At 59.5% G+C, this 21,456-nt stretch carries 21 protein-coding genes; 19 read left to right on the top strand and 2 right to left on the bottom strand.

What is annotated here, in order from left to right; genetic code table 11:
* Position 1 precedes the first annotated feature (1 nt).
* The 17 genes from rplR to D0T11_RS00385 all read left to right on the top strand — a co-directional run bounded on the left by rplR (position 2) and on the right by D0T11_RS00385 (position 14,132).
* On the top strand, positions 2-352 hold the full coding sequence (rplR, locus tag D0T11_RS00465; RefSeq protein ID WP_044515439.1) for a 50S ribosomal protein L18: 351 nt from the start codon (positions 2-4) through the stop codon (positions 350-352).
* Positions 353-361: 9 nt separating this feature from the next.
* Positions 362-970, top strand: a complete 609-nt coding sequence (gene rpsE / locus D0T11_RS00460) for a 30S ribosomal protein S5 (protein WP_245990562.1) — start codon at positions 362-364, stop codon at positions 968-970.
* 6 nt (positions 971-976) lie between these two features.
* A complete protein-coding gene (rpmD, locus tag D0T11_RS00455; protein ID WP_119653820.1) occupies positions 977-1,156 on the top strand; it encodes a 50S ribosomal protein L30 in 180 nt (59 codons plus the stop codon).
* Between the two features lie 13 nt (positions 1,157-1,169).
* Complete coding sequence (gene rplO / locus D0T11_RS00450; RefSeq protein ID WP_119653819.1) at positions 1,170-1,613, top strand: 50S ribosomal protein L15; 444 nt, start codon at positions 1,170-1,172, stop codon at positions 1,611-1,613.
* Positions 1,614-1,626: 13 nt separating this feature from the next.
* On the top strand, positions 1,627-2,940 hold the full coding sequence (secY, locus tag D0T11_RS00445; RefSeq protein WP_119653818.1) for a preprotein translocase subunit SecY: 1,314 nt from the start codon (positions 1,627-1,629) through the stop codon (positions 2,938-2,940).
* A gap of 2 nt (positions 2,941-2,942) precedes the next feature.
* Positions 2,943-3,713, top strand: coding sequence for a type I methionyl aminopeptidase (map, locus tag D0T11_RS00440; protein ID WP_119653817.1), 771 nt, complete (start codon positions 2,943-2,945; stop codon positions 3,711-3,713).
* Between the two features lie 4 nt (positions 3,714-3,717).
* The gene (gene infA / locus D0T11_RS00435; protein WP_022822146.1) at positions 3,718-3,936 is read left to right on the top strand and encodes a translation initiation factor IF-1; all 219 of its coding nucleotides are present in this window, start codon (positions 3,718-3,720) and stop codon (positions 3,934-3,936) included.
* Positions 3,937-3,945: 9 nt separating this feature from the next.
* Positions 3,946-4,062 carry a 50S ribosomal protein L36 gene (gene rpmJ / locus D0T11_RS00430; protein ID WP_045688470.1) on the top strand — a complete coding sequence of 39 codons (117 nt, stop codon included), beginning with the start codon at positions 3,946-3,948 and terminating at the stop codon, positions 4,060-4,062.
* A gap of 114 nt (positions 4,063-4,176) precedes the next feature.
* Positions 4,177-4,554: a 30S ribosomal protein S13 gene (gene rpsM, locus D0T11_RS00425; protein WP_119653816.1), complete on the top strand. Its 378-nt coding sequence runs from the start codon at positions 4,177-4,179 to the stop codon at positions 4,552-4,554.
* 82 nt (positions 4,555-4,636) lie between these two features.
* A complete protein-coding gene (gene rpsK / locus D0T11_RS00420; protein ID WP_088462446.1) occupies positions 4,637-5,029 on the top strand; it encodes a 30S ribosomal protein S11 in 393 nt (130 codons plus the stop codon).
* A gap of 104 nt (positions 5,030-5,133) precedes the next feature.
* Complete coding sequence (gene rpsD / locus D0T11_RS00415) at positions 5,134-5,739, top strand: 30S ribosomal protein S4 (RefSeq protein ID WP_119653815.1); 606 nt, start codon at positions 5,134-5,136, stop codon at positions 5,737-5,739.
* 143 nt (positions 5,740-5,882) lie between these two features.
* Positions 5,883-6,872, top strand: a complete 990-nt coding sequence (locus tag D0T11_RS00410; RefSeq protein WP_119653814.1) for a DNA-directed RNA polymerase subunit alpha — start codon at positions 5,883-5,885, stop codon at positions 6,870-6,872.
* Between the two features lie 208 nt (positions 6,873-7,080).
* Positions 7,081-7,689 carry a 50S ribosomal protein L17 gene (gene rplQ / locus D0T11_RS00405; protein ID WP_119653813.1) on the top strand — a complete coding sequence of 203 codons (609 nt, stop codon included), beginning with the start codon at positions 7,081-7,083 and terminating at the stop codon, positions 7,687-7,689.
* Positions 7,690-7,983: 294 nt separating this feature from the next.
* The gene (eno, locus tag D0T11_RS00400; protein WP_119653812.1) at positions 7,984-9,255 is read left to right on the top strand and encodes a phosphopyruvate hydratase; all 1,272 of its coding nucleotides are present in this window, start codon (positions 7,984-7,986) and stop codon (positions 9,253-9,255) included.
* 130 nt (positions 9,256-9,385) lie between these two features.
* A complete protein-coding gene (locus D0T11_RS00395; protein WP_119653811.1) occupies positions 9,386-9,706 on the top strand; it encodes an FtsB family cell division protein in 321 nt (106 codons plus the stop codon).
* 115 nt (positions 9,707-9,821) lie between these two features.
* The gene (locus tag D0T11_RS00390; RefSeq protein ID WP_119653810.1) at positions 9,822-13,475 is read left to right on the top strand and encodes a CARDB domain-containing protein; all 3,654 of its coding nucleotides are present in this window, start codon (positions 9,822-9,824) and stop codon (positions 13,473-13,475) included.
* 237 nt (positions 13,476-13,712) lie between these two features.
* On the top strand, positions 13,713-14,132 hold the full coding sequence (locus D0T11_RS00385) for a hypothetical protein (RefSeq protein ID WP_119653809.1): 420 nt from the start codon (positions 13,713-13,715) through the stop codon (positions 14,130-14,132).
* Between the two features lie 29 nt (positions 14,133-14,161).
* Here D0T11_RS00385 and D0T11_RS00380 read toward each other — a convergent pair whose 3' ends face one another.
* Both D0T11_RS00380 and hscA read right to left on the bottom strand, forming a co-directional pair.
* Positions 14,162-15,361, bottom strand: a complete 1,200-nt coding sequence (locus D0T11_RS00380) for an anhydro-N-acetylmuramic acid kinase (RefSeq protein ID WP_119653808.1) — start codon at positions 15,359-15,361, stop codon at positions 14,162-14,164.
* Positions 15,362-15,523: 162 nt separating this feature from the next.
* Positions 15,524-17,386: a Fe-S protein assembly chaperone HscA gene (gene hscA, locus D0T11_RS00375; RefSeq protein WP_119653807.1), complete on the bottom strand. Its 1,863-nt coding sequence runs from the start codon at positions 17,384-17,386 to the stop codon at positions 15,524-15,526.
* A gap of 436 nt (positions 17,387-17,822) precedes the next feature.
* Here hscA and D0T11_RS00370 point away from each other — a divergent pair, with 436 nt between their 5' ends.
* Both D0T11_RS00370 and D0T11_RS00365 read left to right on the top strand, forming a co-directional pair.
* Complete coding sequence (locus tag D0T11_RS00370) at positions 17,823-19,934, top strand: DUF4331 family protein (RefSeq protein ID WP_119653806.1); 2,112 nt, start codon at positions 17,823-17,825, stop codon at positions 19,932-19,934.
* Positions 19,935-20,111: 177 nt separating this feature from the next.
* Positions 20,112-21,437, top strand: coding sequence for a tetratricopeptide repeat protein (locus D0T11_RS00365; RefSeq protein ID WP_119653805.1), 1,326 nt, complete (start codon positions 20,112-20,114; stop codon positions 21,435-21,437).
* Positions 21,438-21,456: the final 19 nt, after the last annotated feature.

Below are 21,456 nucleotides of genomic sequence, written 5' to 3'. Positions count from 1 at the left end.
CATGGCTTTCGATAAAGCAACTAGAAGAAAACGGATCCAGCGCATCATCCGCACTAAGGTGGCTGGCACGTCCGAGCGTCCGCGTTTGTCGGTGTTCCGCAGTAATACGGGCATTTATGCTCAGATTATTGATGACACGACCGGTAACACGCTGGCGTCTGCTTCCTCGAAGCACGTTTCGGTGGAAGGGGGCAACGGAGTCGCCCTCGCCGCCGCAGTCGGCAAAGAACTTGCCGCCCGTGCTACTGGAAAAGGAATTTCGAAAGTGGTATTTGACCGCTCCGGTTACCTCTACCACGGCCGCGTAAAATCATTGGCAGAAGGAGCCCGCGAAGGCGGCCTCAATTTCTAATCTATCCTCATGGCAGAATTTAACAACGGCCCTCGGGGTGGTGGTAACGACCGCGGCGGCAACAGCCCCCGGGGTGGTGGCAATGACCGTCGGGGCGGCAATGACCGTAACAAAGAAAACGATTCGCGTACCGGCGACTCCGATCTGAAAGAGAAAGTAGTTGCTATCAACCGCGTTGCCAAAGTGGTAAAAGGTGGTCGTCGCTTCAGCTTCTCGGCTATCGTAGTAGTAGGCGATGGCAATGGCACCGTGGGCTACGGCCTCGGCAAAGCCAACGAAGTAACCGACGCCATTGCCAAAGGCATTGACGACGCGAAGAAAAACCTGGTGAAGGTGCCGCTTTACAAGCACACTGTTCCCCACGTAATGGAAGGCAAGTATTCGGGTGGTTTCGTGCTGGTTCAGCCGGCCGCCGCTGGTACGGGTGTAATTGCGGGCGGTGCTATGCGTGCCGTGTTCGAAAGCGCCGGTATCAAGGATGTACTGGCCAAGTCGAAAGGTTCGTCGAACCCCCACAACGTGGTGAAGGCTACCTTCGACGCCCTGCTGAAAATGCGCGACCCGTTGCAGATTGCTCAGGCCCGTGGCATTACCCTCGCTCAAGTTTTTAACGGTTAAGAGACGATGGCGCAGTTCCAAATCAAACTCGTAAAAAGCACTATTGACCGCCCTGAGCGTCAGAAGCGCACTGTGCAGGCCTTGGGCCTCGGCAAAATGAACAGCTCAAAAACTGTGGAGGGAACTCCGGCAGTAGTGGGCATGATCAAAGCCGTTCAGCATCTGTTGGAAGTAACCGAACTTTAGGAATCTCCCGAAAATGAATCTCAGCAATCTCCAACCCGCCGCCGGCTCGACTCGCAACATCAAGCGTATCGGTCGGGGCACGGGTTCCGGCCGTGGCGGCACATCGACGCGCGGTCACAAAGGTGCCAAGTCCCGTTCGGGTTACTCCAAGAAGTCGGGCTTCGAAGGCGGTCAGATGCCTTTGCAGCGCCGGGTGCCTAAATTTGGCTTCAAAAACATCAATCGGATAGAGTACAAGGCCATCAACATTGATGTGCTGGCTGCCCTGACCGAAAACGGCACCACCACGATGGATGCGGCCTTCTTCGTAACGGCTGGTTTGGCCTCGAAGAGCGCCAAGATCAAAGTTCTGGGCCGTGGTGAAATCACCAAGGCACTGGAAGTACATGCTCACGCTTTCTCCAAGTCGGCTATTGAAGCTATTGAGAAGGCCGGTGGCAAAGCCGTGACGCTGTAGCACCTACCAAGCAATGAAAAAACTTATCGAACAGATAAAGAATGTATTTGCGATTGAAGATCTGCGCACGCGGATCTTCAATACGCTTTTTTTCATTGCCATTTACCGGCTGGGCTCTTACGTAGTGCTCCCGGGCGTCGATCCTAACCGGCTCAAAGCCGGTGCTTCTGGCGTTCTGGGCATTCTGGATACTCTGCTGGGTGGGGCTTTCAGCCACGCGTCTATTTTCGCCCTGGGCATTATGCCCTACATTTCGGCTTCTATTGTATTGCAGCTGCTGACTATTGCAGTGCCTTACTTCCAGAAGCTGCAAAAAGAAGGCGAATCAGGGCGGAAAAAGATCAACCAGTATACGCGTATCCTCACCATTCCCATAGTGGCTTTGCAATCGGTTGGCTTTATTGCAACCATCAATGCGGAAGCTATTATGAATCCGGGGGTATTCTTTACGGTTTCCACAGCCATGATTGTAACGGCGGGTACGCTGTTTTGCATGTGGCTGGGGGAGAAAATTACTGACAAAGGGATAGGCAACGGTATCTCGATGCTGATTATGATCGGTATCGTGTCCCGTCTGCCTGGTGCTTTGATCGGAGAAGCTCAGGCACGCACCATGCGTGGCTCGCTGATTTTCCTGATCGAAATGGCCGTCCTGTTCCTGGTTGTAATGGCCGTTATCATCCTCACCCAAGCGGTGCGGCAGATTCCGGTGCAGTACGCCAAGCAGGTAGGCGGTGCCGCCTCACTCAGCTCCCAGCGTCAGTATATCCCGATGAAAGTAAATGCGGCCGGTGTAATGCCGATCATTTTCGCGCAGTCGTTGATGTTCGTGCCTGCCATTGCCGCTTCGGCCTGGAACAAGAACAGTGACGCCGCTACGATGATTGGAACTTGGTTCCAGCCCAACCATTGGGTATACAATGTAGTATTCGGTTTGCTCATCATCATCTTTACGTACTTCTACACGGCCATCAGCGTCAATCCTAATCAGATTGCGGATGACCTCAAGCGGAGCGGCGGATTCATTCCTGGCGTAAAGCCTGGGCGGGATACGTCGGAGTTTATTGATGAAGTGCTGACGCGCATTACGTTGCCTGGAGCCGTGGCATTGGCTGTTATTGCCATTCTGCCAGCTCTGGCATCTGTGGCCGGGGTTACGCGTTCTTTCGCCCAGTTCTATGGGGGCACTTCGCTTATCATTATGGTAGGCGTGGTGCTTGATACCATGAATCAGGTGAAGAGCTATCTGCTCATGCGGGATTACGACCGGATGATGAAAACGAACAAAACCCGGGGCCGTTCGCAGAATATCGCACTCGCTTCGTAGAAATGATTTTTTACAAAACCGAGGAAGAAATTGATCTGATCAAAGCCAGCGCGAAAGTGCTGGCGCAGGCCCACGGCGAAGTGGCCAAAATGATTCGGGAAGGAGTTTCCACCCGGGCGCTGGATCAGCGGGCCGAGGAATTCATCCGGGACCATGGCGGACAGCCTTCGTTCAAAGGGTATAACGGGTTTGAGTATAGTCTCTGCATCTCTCCCAACTCGGTGGTGGTGCATGGTTTTCCGGGCGACTACACGCTGAAAGGTGGAGACGTTGTTTCGATTGACTGCGGGGTTTTACTCAATGGTTACCATGCCGACAGTGCCTACACCTACCCGGTAGGGGAGGTGGCCCCCGAAGTGACTAAACTGCTGGAGGAAACCAAAAAGTCGTTGTATCTCGGAATCGAGAAAGCCGTGGCGGGTAACCGAATGGGGGACGTCAGTTACGCTATTCAGAACCACGTTGAGAAACTGGGTTATGGCGTAGTTCGGGAACTGGTAGGGCATGGTATCGGCCAGAAACTGCACGAGCGCCCCGAGGTTCCTAACTACGGTAAGCGTGGCGCGGGCCTCAAACTCCAGACCGGACTCACGTTGGCCATTGAGCCGATGGTGAATCTGGGAACGAAGAGCGTGGTTCAGGAAAAGGATGGCTGGACTATCCGAACCAAGGACCTGAAGCCTTCGGCGCACTTTGAACACACCATTGTTGTTCGCAAAGAGAAGGCGGAAATACTTACCTCCTTCGAATACATAGAAAAAGCCTTACAGTAGCCTTATGGCCAAACAAACTTCCATTGAGCAGGACGGTGTCATCCTGGAAGCCTTATCCAACGCCATGTTCCGTGTGGAGCTGGAAAATGGTCACCAGCTGATTGCCCACATTTCGGGTAAGATGCGGATGCACTACATCAAGATCCTGCCGGGAGATAAGGTAAAACTCGAAATGTCGCCCTACGACTTGTCGAAGGGTCGAATTGTGTACCGTTACAAATAACCCGACGACATGAAAGTCAAAGCGTCCGTAAAGAAGCGTAGCGTTGATTGCAAAATCATCCGCCGCAAAGGCAAGCTCTACGTTATCAACAAAAAGAACCCCCGCTACAAGCAGCGGCAGGGCTAATCCATTGGAAGTTGGGGACTATCGGGTGCTGAGGACTTGGTTTTTGAAGGAAAACTGTCCTAACCGAAACCTGGTCCCCAAGACCCTAACTCCCCAAAAACCCAAACTCAACACATGGCTCGTATTGCAGGGGTAGACATCCCAGACAACAAACGCGGTGAAATCGCGCTGACCTACATTTTTGGCATCGGTCGTACTTCGGCCCAGCAGATTCTTTCGAAAGCAGGTGTTGACCTGAACAAGAAAGTGAAGGACTGGACGGAAGAAGAGGCCGGCGAAATTCGTAGCGTCATCACCGGTGAGTATAAGACTGAAGGCGCGTTGCGTTCCGAAGTTCAGCTCAACATCAAGCGTCTCATGGACATCGGTTGCTACCGGGGTCTGCGTCACCGCAAAGGTCTGCCAGTTCGTGGTCAGCGTACCAAGAACAACTCGCGTACCCGCAAGGGTAAGCGTAAGACCGTTGCCGGTAAGAAAAAAGCTACTAAATAATCTGTAGCGGGAATCGAAGCCCGACTCTACCCTTTGGTCGGAGCGGGCTTCAACACCTTCCGCAGTTTTTTGCGATAACCAAATGGCACAAAAAAGAAAAGACAAAGCCAAGAAGCGCGTTGTCGTTGTTGAACCCGTAGGTCAGGTACACATCAAAGCCTCCTTCAACAACATCATCATTTCCATCACCAACAACAACGGCCAGGTTATTTCCTGGGCGTCGGCTGGTAAGATGGGCTTCCGGGGTTCTAAAAAGAACACCCCCTACGCCGCTCAAATGGCTATGACCGATGCTGGCAAAGTTGCGCACGACCTCGGTATGCGCAAAGCCGAAGTATTCGTGAAGGGTCCGGGTGCTGGCCGTGAGTCGGCTATCCGGACGCTGGGTAACGTGGGTATTGAGGTAACGACCATCAAGGACGTGACGCCGCTGCCCCACAATGGCTGCCGTCCGCCCAAACGTCGTCGCGTTTGATTTCTTGAGCCCGTCCGGGCTGCGTCGCCGGCTGCTTCTCACCCCTGCGAAGCGCTGCGCCGGAGCCTTTCGGTTCAACCCCTTCAACACTCAACATCCCCGAAATGGCACGTTATACTGGTCCTAAAACCAAGATTGCCCGTCGCTTCAATGAGCCGATTTTCGGCCCGAGCAAGGCACTCACCAAAAAAGCATACCCTCCCGGCCAGCATGGTCGTAGTCGTCGGAAAAAGCAGAGCGAGTACGCTGTCCAGCTGATGGAGAAGCAGAAAGTGAAGTACATGTACGGCATCCTGGAGAAGCAGTTCGAGAACCTGTTCCACAAGGCCGCCGCGATGCCTGGCATCACCGGCGACAACCTGCTGGCCCTGCTGGAGTCGCGCCTCGATAACACGGTGTACCGTTTGGGCATTGCGCCTACCCGTCGGGCTGCCCGTCAGCTGGTGCTGCATAAGCACATCACCGTGAACGGCGAGATTGTAAACATCGCTTCGTACAAACTCCGCGCTGGCGACATCGTGGCCGTACGGGAGAAGTCGAAGTCGCTGGAAGCCATTACCATCAGCCTGAGTGCCCGCAACGCGCGGGCTTTCTCGTGGCTGGAGTGGGAAGGTAAAGACATGGTGGGCAAATTCATCAGCGCCCCGTCGCGTGAGCTGATTCCGGAGAAAATCACGGAGCAGCTTATCGTCGAGCTGTACTCGAAGTAATGCGGAAACGGCCCGGACGCCCGGGCCGTTTCCCTGCTTCGCCGCTTTTTAATGAATTCAGGTATTGGGTATTAGGTATCAGGACCTCAAAAGACGTCTTCTTACCTGATACCTTTTACTCATCCTAACAAACCGCCCCACTTATGTCAATCTTAGCTTTTCAAATGCCGGAGAAGGTAGTGATGGAGAAATCCGACGACTTCTACGGAACGTTTGAATTTAAACCGCTGGAGAAAGGCTACGGCGTCACGATCGGCAACGCTCTGCGCCGCATCCTGCTGTCGTCGCTGGAGGGCTACGCCATTACGTCGGTGCGCACCAACAGTGTGCTGCACGAGTTCATGACTATTGAAGGCGTGATTGAGGATATGTCCGAAATCATCCTGAACCTGAAGCAGGTTCGTTTCAAGAAAGTGAGCGATGCCATCGAGGACAAAATCACGGTGCGCATCAAAGGACAGGACACTTTCTCGGCCGGCGAAATCAACAAATTCACCAACGGCTTTCAGGTGCTCAATCCGGACCTGGTGATCTGCCACGTGGACCCGGGCACTGAACTGGAGTTTGAGTTCACGATTCAGAAAGGCCGTGGCTATGTTCCCGCTGAGGAGAACAAGCCGGCCGATCAGGTTTTCGGTCAGATTGCGATTGACGCTATCTTCACGCCTATCAAGAACGTGAAGTACAGCATCGAAAACACCCGGGTAGAACAGAAGACCGACTATGAGAAGCTCCTGATCGAGATTCACACGGACGGTTCCATTCATCCCGAGGAAGCTCTGAAAGGAGCTGCCAACATCCTTATCCAGCATTTCATGCTGTTCTCCGACAGCACCATGACCTTCGAAACGGTGAAAGCCGAAGAGGAGGAGACTGTGGACGAGGAGACGCTGCACATGCGCAAAGTTCTGAAGACGCCGCTGGCGGATATGGACCTGAGCGTGCGCGCTTACAACTGCCTCAAGGCCGCCGACATCAAAACCCTCGGTGACCTGGTGCAGCTCGATATGGCCGACATGATGAAGTTCCGCAACTTCGGTAAGAAGTCGTTGACGGAGCTTGAAAACCTCGTGGAGGAAAAGGGCCTGACCTTTGGGATGGACCTGGGCAAGTACAAGCTCGAAGAGGAATAGGCTTACCCGGAAAATGTGCTGCTACTGGATGACGGGCTTCGGCCTATTCCACGGCAGCACATTTTTTGTGTCCGACTATTCCGTACATTTGCAGACTTTTTCACATTTCTCATAGTGCGCCCCCGGGGCAGCGGTTCTAATGAGAGAGTAGCCTTCGGGCACTTTCCGCCGTGGTCGTTGCCCGCAAGCGCACGTTTCTTTCCTTTTTATGCGTCACGGTAAATCCTTCAACCATCTCGGTCGCACGTCCTCGCACCGCAACGCCATGCTTTCGAACATGGCCTCGTCGCTCATCCTGCACAAACGCATCACTACTACGGTTGCCAAGGCCAAGGCCCTGCGCCAGTACGTGGAGCCCCTGCTCACCAAGTCGAAGAACGATACGACGCACTCGCGTCGCCTTGTGTTCTCGACCCTGGGCAACAAGGAAGTGCTGAAGGAGCTGTTCGACAACGTTTCGGCTAAAATTGCTGGACGTCCCGGTGGTTATACCCGCATCATCAAGCTGAGCCAGACCCGTCTGGGTGACAACGCCGACATGTGCATCATCGAGCTGGTGGATTTCAACGACACCATGCTGGAAGCCAAGAACGCCGGCGAAGCCAAAGCTACTACCCGTCGTTCGCGCCGCAGCACTGGTAAGAAAGCTGACACCGAAGCTGCCGCCGGCGAAGGCGATTCTTCGGCCGAAGTAGTAGCTGAGGAGAAGCCCGCCAAGAAGGCCAAGGCGGCTGCTACGGAAGTTTCGGCTCCCGAGGATACGGCTACTGAAACCCTGAAAGACGGCGAAACCCGCGAGGAGAAAGCCGCCGAGTAGTTCGGTTTCCGGTTCGCTCAGCGAATCACGGATTGAAGAAGGCCCGCCGTCTGGCGGGCCTTTTTTTGTGCCGTTCGGGAGGCGGATTTCAACAACCGGCTGGTAGTGAAGCTGCGGGCAGGAGCGGTTTCGCTAATGACCAGCACCGCCCAGAGGCCCGAGTTCCGGCGCTGGCTTGAAGGGTAGGAGCGCCGCAGCGAGGGCTGAAACGTCGGGGATACTATTTACCTTGCGGGCCAGCGGCCGAAAAGCTGTTGCCTAACGCGTAATTCGTTTCACTAACCCCTTTCGCTCATGAGCATTATCACCGAAATTCACGCTCGCCAGATTTTTGACTCGCGCGGCAATCCGACGGTTGAAGTGGACGTAACCACCGACAGCGGCACTGTGGGCCGCGCCGCCGTACCGAGCGGAGCCAGCACCGGCAAGCACGAAGCCGTGGAGCTGCGCGACAACGACAAGAGCCAGTACATGGGTAAGGGCGTGTTGCAGGCGGTGGAGAACGTGAACACCACTATTGCTGAAGAGCTGATCGGCTTCTCGGTGTTCGAGCAGGGACTGCTCGACAAGATTATGCTGGAGCTCGACGGCACGCCCAACAAGGCCAACCTGGGCGCCAACGCCATTCTGGGCGCTTCGCTGGCCATTGCCCGTGCCGCCGCCGCCGAGGCCGGCATGCCGCTCTACCGCTACGTGGGCGGCGTAAACGCCACCACCCTGCCCGTGCCGATGATGAACATCCTCAACGGCGGCTCGCACGCCGACAACAGCATCGACTTCCAGGAATTCATGATTATGCCCGTGGGCGCGTCCAGCTTCTCGGAGGCGCTGCGCTGGGGTACCGAAATCTTCCACCACCTCAAGGAAGTGCTCAAGAAGCAGGGTTTCAGCACCAACGTGGGCGACGAGGGCGGCTTCGCTCCCAACATCAAGAGCAACGAGGACGCCATCAAGATTGTGCTCCAGGCCATTGAGAAGGCCGGTTACAAGCCGGGCGACGACGTGATGATTGCCATGGATGCCGCCGCTTCGGAATTCTACGAAGACGGTCATTACCACTTCAAGAAGAGCACCGGTGACAAGCTGACGTCTTCGGAGATGGTGAGCTACTGGACCGACTGGACCAAGAAGTACCCCATCATCAGCATCGAGGATGGCATGGACGAGGACGACTGGAGCGGCTGGAAGGCCCTGACCGAGAGCATCGGCAACACCACCCAGCTCGTGGGCGACGACCTGTTTGTGACCAACGTGAACCGCCTCCAGCGCGGCATCGATGAGCAGATTGCCAACGCCATCCTCATCAAGGTAAACCAGATTGGTACGCTCTCCGAAACGATTGACGCCATCAACCTGGGCCGCCGCCACGGCTACAAGAGCATCATGAGCCACCGCTCGGGCGAAACCGAGGACAACACCATTGCCGACCTGGCCGTGGCCCTGAACACCGGCCAGATCAAGACCGGCTCGGCCTCGCGCTCCGACCGGATGGCCAAGTACAACCAGCTGCTCCGTATTGAGGAGGAGCTGGGCGAGGTGGCCTACTTCCCCGGCCGCAAAATGTAAACCGCAGATTACGCAGATTTTCAGTTTCGCCGGCAAACGGTACCGTGGCTTTCGGGCGACGGTACCGTTTGTTTTTTGAGGGCCAGGAACCAGGCTTTTTAATCCGGCGAAATTGCCTTTATCTTTGGGTATGTCGGCCAAAGATTTTTTGCTGCGCGTTCCGGGTTTCCTGCGAAGTTTCTACTTCTATGTGGGCCTGGGCTTTCTGGTCTGGATGTTCGTGTTCGACTCCAATGACTTTGTCCGGCAGTATGATATGTATGCCAAGCTGCACGAGCTGGAAGGCGAGCGGGACTATTATCTGCACAATATTGAAACGGTTAAAAAAGAGCGGGCCGAACTTCTGAGCAGCCCCGAGCTGCTGGAAAAATTCGCCCGTGAGAAATATATTATGAAACGCCCCGGTGAAGATGTATTTATTCTGGTGCCTCAACCGCAAGGGGAGGAGTAACCGGCCGCGCCCCCGGGTGCCTGCAACCTGCTCTGTTTAACCCGCTGGCCCGCTCCTGCCCGGAGCCGGGCCAGCGGGCTTTGTCTTTTATCTCTCATTCTTTAGCTGCGGGTATATGGCCCAACTCTACGTACTCATTCACCGCTGGCCCCTTTTGCTGGCAGTCTGCCTGATGCTGGCCGGGGTAGCCGCGCCGGCGGCGGCCCAAACGTACCAGCTACCGGCTTCGGGCACGGCGGCCTATACTACCTGTAGCGGCGCGCTCTACGACGACGGCGGCCCCAACGGCAACTACTCGGCCAACGCCAACGGCACCGTGACGCTGACGCCCGCCATAGCCGGCAACAAAATCCGCCTGGATTTTACCTCCTTGAACATGGAGAGCGGCTACGACTACGTTTACATTTACGACGGGGCCGACATCTACGCGCCCCTGATTGGCTACTACTCGGGGTATGCCAGTGCGTTTACGGTGTACGCCACCAACAGCGCGGGCAAGCTCACGGTGCGCCTGACCAGCGACTACACCGCCCAGTACAGCGGCTTCGCGGCCACCATTTCCTGCGTGAGCACCGTGCCCCTGCCCGATCTGGTCATTCAGTCGCCCTCGGCCCAGCCCCTGGCGGTAGTGCCCGGCGGCTCGCTATCGGCCAGTTGCTCCATCGCCAACCTGGCGAGCGTATCGGCCAGCAGCAGCAACGTGGGCTACTATCTGTCGACGGATGCCGTGCTGAGCGCCAATGATGTGCTGGTAGGTAGCTCGTACGGCTATGCGCTGGGTGGCAACCAGTCCTCATACCGGTCGGCTTACCTGTCGGTGCCGACTTCGGTGGCGGTCGGTAACTACTACCTGCTGTTCGTGGCCGACTACCAGAATCAGGTTGTGGAAAGCAATGAAGCCAACAACACCGCCAGCCTGGCCATAAGCGTGCTGGCCTCCTTCGTCGACCTGACGATTCAGCAGCCGTACGTCTCCGCCAACACGGCGCCGGCGGGTGGCGTGCTGGGCCTTTCGTGCTACATCGCCAACCTGGGCAATGCCCAGGCCAGCAGCAGCTACGTGGGCTACTACCTTTCCACCGATGCCGTGCTGAGCGCCAACGACGTGCTGCTGGGCTCCTCATACGGCGGCACGCTTAGCGGAGGCTCCTACGGCAGCTACCGCGGCATCTCAACCAGCGTGCCGGCGGCCACTGCGCCCGGCAACTACTACGTGCTGTTCGTGGCCGACTACCAGAACCTGGTTGTGGAAAGCACCAAGGCCAACAACGTCAGCGCCGTGGGCCTGACGGTGGTCACGCCCAGCATCGACCTGACGGTAATTCAGGCCCAGGTGAACCCGACCACGACAACGGCCGGGAGCGTGGTGGGGGCCACGGCCAACGTGGTCAACCAGGGCAATGCCCCGGCCAACAGCAGCCGCCTGGGCGTGTATTTCTCCACCGATGCCGTGCTGAGCGCCAACGACGTGCTGCTGGCCAGCGAGAGTGTTCCCGGGCTTGGGGCCAGTGGGAGCTACTACGTCTACCCTCAGTTCACGGTGCCCACCACCACTGCGCCCGGCACGTACTACGTGCTGTTCGTGGCCGATTATCAGAACCAGGTGGCCGAAACCAACGAAACCAACAACGTGCGCAGTGTGGCCCTCACGGTGGCCCTGCCCGCAGTGGACCTGGTGATAACGCAGCCTTCCCTGAGCCCCGGCACTACCCTGGCGGGCAGTTACGTGTACACGGACTGCTACATCCAGAACCTGGGCAATACGGCCGCCGCGCTGACCAACATCGGCTACTACCTTTCTACCGATGCCGTGCTGAGCGCCAACGACGTGCTGCTGAACACTACCTCGGGCGGGGCGCTCAACGGCGGAACTTCCTCTTACCGCTCCGGCGCGGTAACCGTGCCGGCCGCCACGGCCCCGGGCAGCTACTACCTGCTGTTTGTGGCCGACTACCAGAACCAGGTGGCCGAAACCAACGAGAACAACAACGTGAGCAGCGCCAGCCTGACGGTGTTGCCGGCTACCGTAGACCTGTTGATCCAGCAGGCCCAACTAAATCAGGCGGCGACCCCGGCGGGCCTGGCCGTAACGGCGGACAGCTACATCGTTAACCAGGGCAACAGCACGGCCACTTCCTCCGATGTGGGCTACTACCTCTCCACCGATGCCGTACTGAGTGCCAACGACGTGCTGCTGGGCAACTCGCCGGGCGGGGTAATCTACGCCAACAACTACTCCAGCCGCAGCGCCACGCTCACCATTCCCGGTACTACCGCCCCCGGCAGCTACTACGTGCTGTTCGTGGCCGACTACCAGAACAAGGTGGCCGAAACCAACGAGAACAACAACGTGAGCAGTGTGCCTTTGCTCGTGAGCCCGCCCTTCACGGGCACGGTGGTTCCGTACTCCGGCACGGCCTCCATTACCACCTGCAACACCACGGTGTACGACCACGGCGGCCCGAACAACTACGCCAATTACGCCAACGGCACCCTGGTCATTCATCCTGCCACGGCGGGCAGCAAGGTGCAGCTGGGCTTCAACTCGTTCCAGCTCGACGGCGGCGGCGACCGGCTGAGCGTGTACGACGGCCCCACTACCAGCGCCCCACTCATTGGCTCCTACAGCTACACCTCCCCGGGCGTGATTACGGCAACCAGCAGCAGCGGCAGCCTGACGCTGGTCTTCACGTCGGATGGCTACGGCAACTACGCCGGTTTCGAGGCCGTGGTCTCCTGCCTCTCGGGCACTAATACACTGCCCGACCTGGCCCCCTTCCTCTTCAACACATCCCCCACCAGCGGGCTGGCCGGCAGCCCATTGTTCGTGCAGACGGGCATCCGCAACCAGGGCGGCGGTTCGGCAGCCAGCAGCGCGGTGGGCTATTATCTCTCTACCGATAACCTGCTGGATGCTTCCGATGTGCCCCTGGGGGTACTGGCAGGCGGCAGTCTAGCCCCCAACCAGAGCATCAACCGGTCGGGGCAGGTAACTATTCCGGGCACCACGGTGGGGGGGACGTACTACCTGCTGCACGTGGCCGACCCGCAGAATGCGGTGGCGGAAAGCAACGAAACCAACAACGTAGTAAACAGCCTCATCCGCATTACGGTGCCGCCGCTGCCCGATCTGGTCATCACGCAGCCCACCCTTTCGCACACCAGCCGCACGGCGGGCACGGTGCTCACCGTTAGTTGTGAGCTGCGTAACCAGGGTACCAATTTTGCCCCCCCGAGCGTGGTGGGCTTCTATCTGTCTGCCGATGCCATATTCAGCCCCAACGATGTGCTGCTGGCCAACTACCAGGCCGCCGAGCTCAGCCCGGGTACCCTGCTCCGCGCGGCTTCCACGTTCGTGCTGCCGGGCAGCATCACGGCCGGCTCCTACCACGTGCTGTTCGTGGCCGATTACGTGCAGGACATCGGCGAAAGCAACGAAAGCAACAATGTGGCCGCTCTGCCGCTGACGATAACCGTCATTCAGGCGGCCCACAACGAGCAGCTGGCCGGCCTGACGCTAACGGTATTTCCGAACCCGGCCACTGTCGGCCAGTCCTTCAAGGTGGAGCTCGATGGGCCGGCCACTGGCAGGAAAGCCGAGTTGCAGCTCTTCGATGCCCTGGGCCGCGAAGTGGAGCACCGCTCCCTGCTGCTGACCAATCCGCACGGGGCGCAAGTGTTCGATACCCGGAACCTGCCCCGGGGCGTGTACTTGCTGCGCCTGACGGGTGAGGGCCTGAACGCTACCCGCCGCATTCAGGTGGACTAACCATCATTTTACCCAAACAAGGCCACCAGCACCAGGGCGGCGGTTTGCTGAGCTCCTTGGGAGCCAGTGAGCCGCTGCCCTTTTGCTGGCCCTGTTGCCCGCCGGGCTATTAGCGTTGCCCGGCGTTTTCCGCCGCCCGCAACAGGCCTGCCCCCGGCTGCGGGCCGGCCTGTTGCGTATCTTCCGGGCATGAACTCACTGCGTATCCGTGTTGGGGTTTCCTTGATAAGTGGCCTCATGTATTTGACTGGCAGTAGCGCGCTGCCGGCCGCAGCCCAGCTTCTTGAGCCGCCGCTGCCGAAGCCGCCCTCCCAGGTGCAGGTGGCCCGGCAGTTTCTGCTGGCCGTGCTGGCCGGCAACTGGGAGGCAGCCTACGAATGGCTGAGTCCGGCGACCCGGCAGACGCTGCCAATGGCCGCCTTTCGCACTGCCACCCTGCCGCTACTAGCGCATACCCGCCACTACGGCCCCGCCATCGACCTCTACAAGTTAGGCTACCGCCTGCGCGAAGGCCAGCCCGTGCAGCCCTTCGTGGCCTTCACCTACCGCGCCGACACGCTCGGGCCCGGTCCCCACCTCCAGCTCGACATTGCCTTCCCCGATTCCGCCACCCGCCAGATCCAGGAATTCCGCGTTATCCAGTTGGTGAGGGAGTGAAACGAGCGGTCATTCACTCCCTCACCACATCAATCCGGAAAGGAGATTTTGCCCAGGCGGACAGCCGGGATGCGCTGGCGGCCGGCGCCGAGGCTGATGGGCGTGCCGGCCACGGTTTCGTTGGCCAGCAGGGCGAACAGGATGGCCTCCTTGGCATCGGGCAGCACGCCCAGCGTTTCGGTGGAGGCAAAGTGGCAGGCGGGTAGCCGACGCTGCAAAGCTGCCAGCAGCGTGGGGTTGTGCGCCCCGCCGCCACTCACGTACACGGCCAGTTCCGGCCGTGGCCCGAAGGCCTGGTGGGCCGCCCGGGCCACGCCGGTGGCGCTCAGTTCTACCAGCGTCGCCAGCAGATCGGGCAGGGGCAGGGCGAGGGTGATGGTTTGGGCCTGGGCCGCGTGCAGGTAAGTGGGGCCGAACAGTTCGGGGCCGGTGGTTTTGGGCAGCTCGGCCCCGAAGAACGGGTGATCCAGTAGCGCCGCCAGCAGTGCCGGGTGCGCCTGACCGGCGGCGGCCAGGCGGCCGTCTTCGTCGTAACTCCGGTGGGGCAAGTGAGCCCGCACGGTCGCGTCGAGCAGGGTGTTACCGGGGCCGGTATCGGTGCTGAAGGCAGCGGTGGTGGCGGCGCCGGCCCGGGGCAGATAGGTGAAATTAGCAATGCCGCCCAGGTTGAGCAGCAGCCGCTCCTCGGTAGGGCTGCTGAGCAACAGATAGTCGCCGTACACGGCCAGGGGTGCGCCCTCGCCGCCGGCGGCCACGTGCTTCTGCCGGAAATCGCTGAGCGTGATGATGCCGGTTGCTACGGCCAGGTGGTCGGCGTCGCCGAGTTGCAGCGTCGCGTTCAGGCCCTCGAACTCGGGGTGGCGGTGCTGGTGGGCGGGAGCGTGGAAAATGGTCTGGCCGTGGCTGGCAATCAGGTCCACTGCGGTGGGCGGCACCTGCCACTCGCGCAGGCAGGCCAGCACCATATCAGCGTGGAGGCGGCCCAGCCAGGGATTAAGCAGCGTCAGGTATTCCAGGCTCACCTGGTCGTGGGCGAACACCTGCCGGATGCGCCGGCGCACGTCCTCGTTGTAGGGCACCGTGGCAAAGTGCTCCAGCTCCAGCCGCGTAGCCGTGCCGTGCCCGTGCAGGCGGCACAGGGCCACATCCAGCCCATCGAGCGAAGTGCCCGACATCAACCCGATAATCCGGCGGCTGGGCTGTTGGGCAAGTTGGGCGAGGCGGCGCATGGGTTTGATTTTGGGGCTTAGTCAGTAGTGCTTCGTGCATAGGTACGCTTCAGTGCCGAGAATGGCAAAAGCAGCACCTCATGCAGAGTGGAGCTCTGCATGAGGTGCTGCTTACATCAAACTTGCCTAAGCACGAAGCACCATCAACCAAGCACCAAAAACCTACTCAATCTTCTTCCCCGCCATGGCCTCCTTGATGGAAATATCCATGACCCGCTCGGCGAAGGGGCGGGTAAGTTCTTCCAGCTCGTCGACGGCCTTGAGGATGACGTCCTTCTCCTGGGTTTCGAGGGCGGCGCGCAACTGCACCACGCCGGCCTGGGTCTGGGCGGTTTCGTCGGGCGTGAGGTGCTGGCCGTTCTTGGCCACGAACCGCTCCACCTGGTAGAGCAGCTGCTCGGCCACGGTGCGGGCCTCAATTACCATGCGGGCGGCCACGTCTTCGCGGGCGTGGGTGAGCGAGTCCATGAGCATCTGCTCCACCTGCTCGTCGGTGAGGCCGTACTGGGGCTTGATTTCCACCTCCTGGCGCGTATTTGAGCGCAGCTCAACGGCTTCCACTTTCAGAATGCCGTCGGCGTTGAGTAGGAAGTTGACATCGACTTTGGGCAGGCCGGCGGGCATGGCCGGGATGCCGCGCAAATCAAACTCGGCCAGCTTGCGGTTTTCCTTCACCACATCCCGCTCGCCCTGGTACACCGAAATCTTCAGGTTCACCTGCCCGTCCACGCTGGTGGTGTACTGGCGGCCGGCCTTGGTCGGGATTTTGGAGTTGCGCGGGATGATGGGGTCCATGAGGCCACCCAGCGTTTCGATGCCCAGCGTGAGCGGCGTCACATCGAGCAGTAGCACGTCGCGGCGGTTGCCGGCCAGAATATCGGCCTGAATAGCCGCACCCAGGGCCACCACTTCGTCGGGGTTGAGAGAGTTGTTGGCTGGCTGGCCGAAGAACGCCGATACCGACTCGTGCACCAGTGGTACGCGGGTGGAGCCACCCACCAGCAGCACCGCATCGAGCTGATCGGCCGTGAGGCCGGCATCGGCCAGGGCGCGGCGGCAGGAGCCGATGGTGCGCTCCACCAGCGGCCGCACCAGATTCTCAAACTCGCTGCGGCTGAGGCGCACCACCACGTCGTCGCCAAGGTTGCCGGCGAAGTCGTCGTGCTGGCTCAGGTAGCGCTTGGCCGATTCGGCCAGCAGGCGCAGCTCCTGGCGCAGCGGGCCGTTGTCGGTGATTTGGTCCGTGAGGTTGTGCTGGGCGGTCCAGTGCTCCGCCACCAGCCGGTCGAGGTCGTCGCCGCCCAGGTACGTGTCGCCGTTGGTGCTCAGAACCTCAAAAATGCCCTGGTGCAGGCGCAGGATACTCACGTCGAAGGTGCCGCCACCGAGGTCATACACGGCCACCGTTTTTTCCTCGTCGGGGTTGAGGCCGATGCCGTAGGCCAGGGCCGCCGCCGTGGGCTCGTTCACGATGCGCAGCACTTCCAGGCCCGCCAGGCGGCCGGCGTCGCGGGTGGCCTGGCGCTGGGAGTCGTTAAAGTAGGCCGGCACCGTAATCACGGCCTTGTTGACGGGCGTTTTCAGGGCGTGCTCGGCCCGCTGGCGGAGCTCCTTGAGAATTTCGGCCGACAGCTCGATGGGAGAGTAAAACTGCTCGCCCACCCGGATCCGGACCATGCCTTCCGAGTTGTCGTCAATCACCTTATAGCCCAGGTCGCCGGCGTGCTGGTTCACGTCCTGGTAGCTCTTGCCCAGCAGGCGCTTGACCGAATAAATCGTGTTCTGCGGATCGGTGAGCAGGTATCCCTTGGCCTCGTTGCCTACCAGCGGCGCATTGCCCCCACCCGGAAAGTGCACCACCGACGGCACAATGGTGCCCCGGCCCTGGTCGTTGATGGCCAATGGCTGGCGGTTTTCGGGATGGATGTAAGCAACCAGCGAATTGGTCGTGCCCAAGTCGATGCCGACGATGATTTCTTCCTGCTGAATGCTACCGGTGGAAAGGTTGATTGCGACTTTGGCCATATGCGGGGAGAGCGGGCCGGAACCCGCCTGAAGGGCGTGCGAAGTGAGGGGGCGTGGTGGCTATAACCAGTTGCCCGCGCGAAAGGCCCAAAATTACGCAACAAAAGCCCGGCAATCCGTCGGGCAGGCTCTCAGCAGTAAGCGTACAGTTGGATGAAAAAAATCAATAGTTCCGGCCCCATAAAAAAGGTGTACAGGATTCCGGCTATTTAAATCCATGGTTGAGTGTGCCTGCGTAGGCTTTTCTATATTGTTCTACTACCGGCAGCTCTGTTAATCGGGCCGCCGTTTATCTACTACGCAGCCCCTGCCACCTGGCGGCAGGACTGTCCCTCCCACACCGTTTTCCTGCCCGTATTTTCGGCGCTTCCGGGCGCTCAATGGTTTTGCTGCCCTTTAAGGGTAGATTTTTTCACCCTTTCCAACTATTTGTATCATGAAGAAAATGCTTACGCGTCCCATTCTCCCAATCGCCCTGGCCGCTACTACGGTAGCTGGCCTGCTGGCCTGGAGTGGACAACATGCCCCCCTGGAAGCTTCCAGCCACCGCGAAGCTCCGCTGATTGCCGACGACCCGTTGGCCGACAACACCGACCTGTACGCCTTCCGCGACCCGGTAAACGCGGAGATGGTCAACATCATCGCCAACTACATTCCGTTGGAGTTGCCCCAGGGCGGCCCCAACTACAACACGTTCGGTGAGAATGTACGCTACGAGATTCACATCAAGAACTCGGGTGCCAAGCCCGGCGACGAAAAGCGCGTTAACGCCGACGACATCACCTTCCGTTTCACCTTTACCCGGGTGAATGAGGATCCGACCACATTCTTCAACATCCGTAACGCCGGGGCTGGTCCCAAGCAAAACCTGAAGGCTACCTACAAGCTGGAGCGGAGCATAAACGGCGCGGCTTTCACCACCCTCACGAGTTCCGGCGTAGTGCCGCCACCCAACATCGGTCCCCGCTCCATCCGGGGTGCGGCCGGTCTGGGCGCTTCCAGCTACGAGAGCCTGATGACGGGGGCCATCGCCACCATCGACAGCGACATCAAAGTGTTTTGCGGTCCGGTAGATGACCCGTTCTTCACTGACCTGGGAGGCATCTTCGACCTGGGGGGCATTCGTGCAGCGGCTGCCCGCGACGGGCTGGCCCGGAAGAACACTCATACCATCGCCTTGCAGATTCCGATTGCCAAACTCCAGAAGGATGGCAAAACCGGGGCGCAGGCCGCCAACATTCTGGACGGTGACTACGTGATTGGCGTGTGGGCCTCGGCCAGCCGCCCCGCCGTGCGGACCCTGAACACGGACGGTACCCAAACCCATTCGGGTACCTGGGTGCAGGTGTCGCGTCTGGGGATGCCCCTGACCAACGAGGTAATCCAGCCCATCGGAGCCAAGGATGCCTGGAACGCGGCCACTCCTTATACCGAAGTCGTCTCGACGGAGGAATACATGTCGAACCCCGAGCTAGGCCTGTACATGGCCGAAGGCACGGGCTACTTCGGCGGCGTTGTACCTGGCTTGGCACCGCTGCGCATTCAGCGCAATTCGCTGGGCGCGTTCGACTTCGCGAATGGCAAGAACGGGGTTTCGACCCTGCTGGGTGCTGCCGGCACGGCTGGTACGGCCTTCGCCCGGGTAGCTGATGGTGGTTACGGCGAATACCTGCTGCGTACGGGCAAGCCCCGCTCGGTAGACATCCTGCCGATTTTCCATACTGGTGTGCCGAACGTGGCTCCCTACCAGTTGGCTACGGGCAAGCCTGCCAACAACCCGCTGGCCGCTGGTAAGCCGTTCATCAACAACTTCCTGCCCCTGATCGACAACGTCGGTGCCGCTGCCGGAGTAGGTGGCGACATGCTGCGCCTCAACATGGCCGTGCCAACGACGCCCCGTAACTCGGCCGACTTCAGCTCGGAAGGGCTGCTGGCCGCCGCCGTATTGGGTCTGACGGATGCTCGTTACAATACCACGGCTACGCTGCAAGCCATTCCGAACATGGACGGCTTCCCCAACGGCCGCCGTCTGGAGGATGACGTGACCCGCATCGAACTGCAAGCCGTGGGTGGCATCGTGCTGGCGGCCATTGGCCTGCCCTACGAAGCTAACACGCCCGGCCTGGCCGGTGCCCTGGGCTTCACTGTTGGGATCGAGAAAAACGATACCACCTTCCGGGCTGGCTTCCCGTACGTTCAGACGCCCTGGAGCGGTACCAAAGCCCAGACCACTGTTACTTCGCAGCGCGGAGCCGCTGGGTTGGGCCTGAAGCCGTCGGTAGTAGCCGCCGCGCAGAACTACCCGAATCCCTTCACGGAAATGACCACCGTGAAATATGAAGTGGCCGAACGCACGGCCCTCACCATGTTCGTGAGCGACCTGACGGGCCGCCGCGTGGCTACGCTCATGAGCGGTAAGCTGCACAAGCCCGGTGCTTATGACCTGGCCTGGAAGCCCGGTGCGCAAGTAGCGGCTGGCACGTACGTGCTGACCATTGCTACGGGCAGCACCGTGTTGCAGTCCATGAAGCTGGTGCATAACCGCTAACCGCCCGAACAGAATCAACCGGCTCATTCACCTAGGGTGAGTTGGCCGGTTGATGACGGGCAGATAGTCGAGCCCTAGGTGAGTTCGGCTATCTTGTCAACAGTGACGAAGGGAACTGGCCGGCCGGTCGGTTCCCTTCCTGGCTGACTACCGCCTTCAATCTCCTAAATCGACCACGTGAGAAAATACCTCTACCCACTCCTGATTACGCTGTTTCTGGCCGCTGGGGCTGCTATTTTCCTGACCCAAAAGCCCGAACCCGTCCCCACGCTCAAGGACCGCCATGGCGACCTGGCAGTGGGCGGCGAATGGCTCAACACCAAAGCGGCCATTCAGGGCCTGCTGGCCAAGCTGCGCGCCAAGCCCGACGATGTGAAGTCGAAAGTGCTGCTGGCCGAAGCCTATATGCAGGAAGCCCGCGTAACCGGCGACCATCCGTACTACGATACGGCCGCCATGCAGCTGCTGGATGAGGCCCTGCGGGCAGAGCCCGAAAACTTTGAGGCCTTGTGCTGCAAAGCTTCCCTCAGCCTGACCCAGCACCACTTCTCGGAAGGGCTGGCGGTGGCCGAAAAAGCGGTGAGCGTGAACTCCCAGAATGCCTTCGTGTATGGGTTGCTCTGCGACGCCAACGTGGAGCTGGGCCGCTACGCCGAAGCCGTGCGGATGGCCGATAAAATGAACCTGGTCCGCCCCGATCTGCGTTCGTACTCGCGGGTTTCGTACCTGCGCGAAATTCACGGCGACCTGCCCGGGGCCATTGAGGCTATGCAGATGGCCGTGCAGGCCGGCTACACTGGCCTGGAACAAACCGAATGGGCCCGCGTGATGCTGGGCCACCTCTACGAGACGAACGGCAACCTGAACCAGGCCGAACAAACTTACCGCATGGCCCTGGCTGCCCGCCCGCACTACGCCTATGCCATGGCCGGTCTGGGCCGCGTTGAGCAGGCCCGCCAGAACTACCCGGCGGCCATCAACTACTTGAAGCAAGCGCGCAGCACGGTGAAGGATTACGCCTTCGCCGATGAGCTGACTGACCTTTACCACCAGAACAACCAGCCCGCCGAATCGAAGAAGATGGCCCGCGAGGCCATCGATATGCTGGCTTCGGCCGCCGATGAGGCCGACAACAACGAGGCCATGGGCCACTACGCCGACCGGGAGCTGGCCTATGCCTACCTCAAAACCGGAGAATTGGACAAAGCCCTTGCGCACGCTAAAATTGAATACGACCGGCGCCCGGACAACATCGACGTGAATGAAACCATGGCCTGGGTTCATTACAAACGCGGCGAGTTTCCGAAAGCTGCTACCTATATGAAAGCGGCCCGCCGCACCAACTCCAAAAGCCCCGTGCTACTGTGCCGGGCCGGGCTGATTGCCTCCCGTAACGGGCAGGCTACCGAAGGCCAGGCCCTCATCAAGGAGGCGCTGGCCATCAACCCCTACCTCTCGCTCGACCTCGCCGACGAAGGCCGCAAGCTGCTGGCCGCCCGCTAGCCGGGCCGACCGCTCATGT

This window comes from Hymenobacter rubripertinctus, from assembly GCF_003583925.1.
Taxonomy (GTDB): Bacteria; Bacteroidota; Bacteroidia; order Cytophagales; family Hymenobacteraceae; genus Hymenobacter; species Hymenobacter rubripertinctus.
Note: the sequence above shows the minus strand (reverse complement) of the source record. Positions and strands in the feature narration are given on the sequence as shown.